A 4,157-nucleotide genomic window follows, 5' to 3' on the forward strand; every position below is an offset into this window, starting at 1 on the left:
GTGTCGCCCTATCTGGACGGACAATCAGGCCCGAGCGGGAGACGCAGCCCATGATCGTGAACGACCTCGACATCGACGACATCAAGGCGGGCCTGGGCGACGGCTCCATCCTGCTCGTCGATGTGCGCGAGCCGCATGAATTCGCAGCCGGGCATATTCCCGGCTCGGTCTCGCGGCCGCTCTCGCAATTCGACCCTGCTGACCTGCCCAACGAAGCGGGCAAGAGAATTGTGTTTTCCTGCGCTGCAGGCGTGCGTTCGCAGCGTGCGCTCGCCTTTGCGCAGTCGGCCGGCCTCGACATCGACAGCCACTATGCCGGCGGCTTCAAGGACTGGCTGATGCATGGCGAGCCGGTCGCGCAGGATTGAGGTTTTGCGCCTTCGCCCGCGTGGCATGCCGCAGATTACGGAACTGGATACATGACGACCCGAGCTTTTCTCCGTGGTGCCGCCTGCGCCGCTGCCCTCTTCCTCGCGGCGCCCGCCCCCGTCTGGGCGCAAGGCTCAGCAGCTGTTCCGGCCGGTAGCGCCAGCAAGGGGCAGGAGGACGATCTCCAGGCCGCCATCACCAAGTCCAACGCCTATACGGGGCTGATGAACCGCACGCTGCGCGCCATCCAGTCCTGGGAGCGCTACGGCAGCTGGGTCGACATGAAGAAGGGGCCGACCGGCAAGGAGCGCTACATTTCCTACGGGATGTACAGCCTCTATGACGTGACCGGCGAGATCAAGAAAGCCGAGGAGGCGATGGCGCGCGAGCCGAAGCTGCCGGCGATCGACGAGACGATGGGCCGCTACATCAAGGCGTATCAGGAACTCGCTCCGCTGATCACCAATGCCGAGCGCTATTACGACCGCAAGGACTACCGCGACGACAATCTCGCCGAGGGCCAGAAGCTGCACGCGGCGATGGTGCCGGCGGCCAGGAACTTCCTCGATGAACGCGCCAGGCTCGACGCACTGGTGCGGGTCTACAAGCGTGGGCTCGACCAGCGCGAGCTCGCCTCGGTCGAGGAGCGCGAGGGCAAGTCGGCCCGCTGGCAGGTGCGCAACATCATGATCAACGCCCGCGCGGTGATGGACCTGATGCCGAGCAACGAGCAGCCGATCGTGGATCTCAAGGCGTTCAATGCCGCCACGGCCGACTATTCCGCGGCGGTGCGCGAGATGGACGCCTTCAAGGACAAGAATCCCGGCGGCGTGCCCTTCATAGAGAGCCAGGCGAGTTCCTGGCTCGGCAAGCTGCGCGATTTCAGCGACAAGCTGGCCAAGAGCAAGGGCGATGTCAGGCGCGGCGCAGCGAATGACGCCAACTGGATCGTCAACAACTACAACACCATGGTCTCGCTCTCCGAGACGGCGATCCGTACCGCGCGCTGAGGCGCCCTGCGTCCAGCGCAGCTCCCGGCCAGATGCCGGGGGCTGACGCGGCCTCGTTTCTGTTTCAGTCTTTCATTCGACTTAACTGAGGATATGCCTCATGCGTCCCATGAAATTCGGTTTTGGCCAGCCTGTCCGGCGGGTCGAGGATCAACGCCTGACCACCGGCACCGGCCGCTATACCGACGACATTGCCGCGGAGGGCGCCCTGCACGCCTTCGTGCTGCGCTCGCCCTATGCCCATGCCCGTTTCTCGATCGGCGACACCGAGGCGGCCCGGAAGCTGAAGGGCGTGAAGCTGATCCTGACGGGCAAGGATGTGTCGGGGTATGGCGACTTGCCCTGCAAGGGGCATATCAAGACCACCTCCGGAGAGATGTCGAAATCCCTTCCGGTCCCCGTGCTGCCGGCCGACACGGTGCGCCATGTCGGCGAGGCCATCGCCTTCATCGTCGCCGAGACGCTGGCGCAGGCCCGCGATGCGGCGGAGGCCATCGAGATCGACTGGGATCCGCTGCCCGCCGTGACCGGCATCGCTGAGGCGCTGGAAGACGGCGCCCCGCAGATCTGGCCGGATCGGGCCGGCAACGTCGCCTTCGTGGCCGAGCAGGGCGATCGCGAGAAGACCGAGAAGGCCTTTGCCAAGGCGGCGCGTATCATTTCGCTGACCGTCGTCAACAACCGGCTCGCCTCGAACTACATGGAGACGCGCGCCTGCGTCGCCGATTACGACAAGGCCGAGAAGCGCTGGACGCTGACGCTGGGCAGCCAGGGCAGCCACGGCATGCGCGACCTGATCGCCAACTACGTGCTGAAGGTCGACCCCAAGCGCATCCGCGTGGTGACGCCGGATGTGGGTGGCGGCTTCGGCACCAAGATCTTCCTCTATCGCGAATATCCGCTGGCGATGATCGCGGCCGAGAAGCTGAAGCGGCCGGTGCGCTGGGTCTCTGACCGGACCGAGCATTTCCTCGCCGATACCCATGGCCGCGCCAATCTGACGACGGCGACGATGGCGCTGGACGCCAAGGGCAAATTCATTGGCCTCAAGGTCGATCTCTCGGCGGAGATGGGCGCCTATCTCTCGCAGTACGGACCCTTCATCCCCTGGGTCGGGACCACGATGACGCCGGGCTGCTACAGCATCCCGGCGGTGCATGTGGTCTTCCGCGGCGTGCTGACCAATACCACGCCGGTCGATGCCTATCGCGGCGCCGGGCGCCCGGAGGCGGCCTATCTGATCGAGCGGCTGGTCGATGCCATCGCCCGCGAGACCGGCAGGACGCCGGATGCGGTGCGCGCCCAGAACTTCGTCAAGCCATCGGAGATGCCGCACAAGACACAGACCGGCCCGGTCTACGATTCCGGCGAGTTCGAGGGCCATATGCGGCGCGCGATGGATGTCGCCGACTGGAAGGGCTTCAAGACGCGGCAGAAAGCCTCGGCCAAGGCCGGCAGGATCCGTGGAATCGGCATGGCCAGCTATATCGAGGCCTGCGGCGGCGGCGGCCCGGAAAGCTCGACCGTGATACTGGAGAAGGATGGCACCGTCACGGTGCTGATCGGCACGCAGTCGAACGGACAGGGGCACGAGACAGCCTACTCGCAGCTCGTCTCGCAGCATCTCGACATCCCGATGGATCGCATCCGCGTGGTGCAGGGCGATACCGACCGCGTCGAGACCGGCTCGGGGACGGGTGGCTCGCGCTCGATCCCGGTCGGCGGCGCGGCCCTGAACAAGGCGACGGAGATACTGACCGACAATCTCAAGCAGCTCGCCTCGGAGAAGCTCGAGGCGGCTGTCGGCGATCTCGAGGTCGCCAATGGCGCGGTCCGCATCGTCGGCACGGACAAGTCGCTGGACCTCGCCGCGATCGCGGCCCTGCCGGGCGCGTCACCGACGATGCTGAAGGTGCACCAGAGCTGGACGCCGCCGGAGGCGACCTATCCGAACGGCACGCATGTCTGCGAACTGGAGATCGATCCGGGCACCGGCGGCACGGAAATCCTCAACTACGTCGTCGTCGATGATTTCGGCGTGACGCTGAACCCGCTGATGCTGCAGGGGCAGGTGCATGGCGGCTCGGCGCAGGGCATCGGCCAGGCCTTGATGGAGGAGATTCGCTTCGATCCCGACGGCCAAATGCTCACGGCAACCTTCATGGACTATGCACTGCCGCGCGCGGTCGACATCCCGAACTTCCATTTCGAGACCCGCAATGTCCGCTGCGTCACCAACGCCATCGGCGTGAAGGGCGCGGGCGAGGCGGGGGCGATCGGCGCCTGCCCGGCAGTCATGAACGCGATGGTCGATGCGCTCGACCGGGCTGCGGGCATCAAGGCCATGGACATGCCGGCAACGCCGATCAAGGTGTTCAACGCTCTGAAGGAGGCTGGTTACCGGCTTTGATGCAAGGGGCGTCTTGCGGTTTTGCAAGGCGCATCACGTAAAAGCGACTTGGCTGTGTCGCGATCATCGTTTGATCTGGACGAGTTCAAAACAGCGCCTGCGGCGCCGACTTGTCCTGAAGGGGAACTGAATGATCCGCACTGCTCTCGTGCTCGCCGGCCTCGGGCTTGGCCTTACCGCCGTGATGGCGCAGTCGAACCCGATCGCGGAGCGTCAGCAGGCGATGAAGGCGATCGGCGCGGCGACCCGCGAAGGCGCTGCAATGGCCAAGGGCGACGTTCCCTTCGACGCCGCCAAGGCGCAGGCCGTGTTCAAGACCTATTCGGACTCGGCCAAGAAGGCTTCGACCCTGTTCCCTGATACGGCCA

Annotated in this window: 4 protein-coding genes; all 4 read left to right on the top strand. The window is 65.4% G+C overall.

Annotation, left to right across the window (positions count from 1 at the left end):
- Positions 1-50 precede the first annotated feature (50 nt).
- Positions 51-368 (top strand): rhodanese-like domain-containing protein, encoded by a 318-nt coding sequence (locus tag ACIPIA_RS11370; RefSeq protein ID WP_400509544.1) that lies wholly within the window; start codon positions 51-53, stop codon positions 366-368.
- A gap of 51 nt (positions 369-419) precedes the next feature.
- Positions 420-1,379, top strand: a complete 960-nt coding sequence (locus ACIPIA_RS11375) for a YiiG family protein (protein WP_400509546.1) — start codon at positions 420-422, stop codon at positions 1,377-1,379.
- A gap of 100 nt (positions 1,380-1,479) precedes the next feature.
- Complete coding sequence (locus ACIPIA_RS11380; RefSeq protein ID WP_400509547.1) at positions 1,480-3,789, top strand: xanthine dehydrogenase family protein molybdopterin-binding subunit; 2,310 nt, start codon at positions 1,480-1,482, stop codon at positions 3,787-3,789.
- Positions 3,790-3,919: 130 nt separating this feature from the next.
- Positions 3,920-4,157 (top strand): cytochrome c (locus ACIPIA_RS11385; protein WP_400509549.1); only part of this gene is annotated, 238 nt, incomplete at its 3' end.

Source organism: Allobosea sp. CER48 (assembly GCF_044752385.1).
Taxonomy (GTDB): domain Bacteria; phylum Pseudomonadota; class Alphaproteobacteria; order Rhizobiales; family Beijerinckiaceae; genus Allobosea.

Excerpts from the sequence above, each read along its gene's own strand:
- ACIPIA_RS11370 (WP_400509544.1), top strand. The coding sequence starts at position 51 with ATGATCGTGAACGACCTCGACATCGACGACATCAAGGCGGGCCTGGGC.
- ACIPIA_RS11375 (WP_400509546.1), top strand. The coding sequence starts at position 420 with ATGACGACCCGAGCTTTTCTCCGTGGTGCCGCCTGCGCCGCTGCCCTC.
- ACIPIA_RS11380 (WP_400509547.1), top strand. The coding sequence starts at position 1,480 with ATGCGTCCCATGAAATTCGGTTTTGGCCAGCCTGTCCGGCGGGTCGAG.